Source organism: Cellulomonas sp. GbtcB1 (assembly GCF_019091725.1).
GTDB lineage: Bacteria > Actinomycetota > Actinomycetes > Actinomycetales > Cellulomonadaceae > Cellulomonas.
Window position 1 is genome coordinate 1 of record NZ_JAGXJG010000452.1, and the last position, 243, is coordinate 243.

The 243-nt window shown below is 72.0% G+C and carries 1 protein-coding gene; it reads left to right on the forward strand.

The window, feature by feature from the left end; translation table 11 throughout:
* Positions 1-243 (forward strand): TIM-barrel domain-containing protein (locus KVT14_RS21005; protein WP_306795885.1); only part of this gene is annotated, 243 nt, incomplete at both ends.

The window sequence follows — 243 nt, forward strand, 5'->3', positions numbered from 1 at the left end:
ACCTGGTGGAGCCGGTTCCAGCGGTACACCGCCGAGGGCTGCGGGGAGGTCGTCGAGCGGTTCGCGGCCGAGCGGATCCCGCTGTCGGTGTCGGTGCACGACATGGACTGGCACGTCACCGAGGACGACCCGGCGCTCGGCTCCGGCTGGACCGGGTACACGTGGAACCGCGACCTGTTCCCGGACCCGCACGCCCTGCTGTCCTGGCTGCACGACCGCGGCCTGCGGGTCACGCTGAACGTG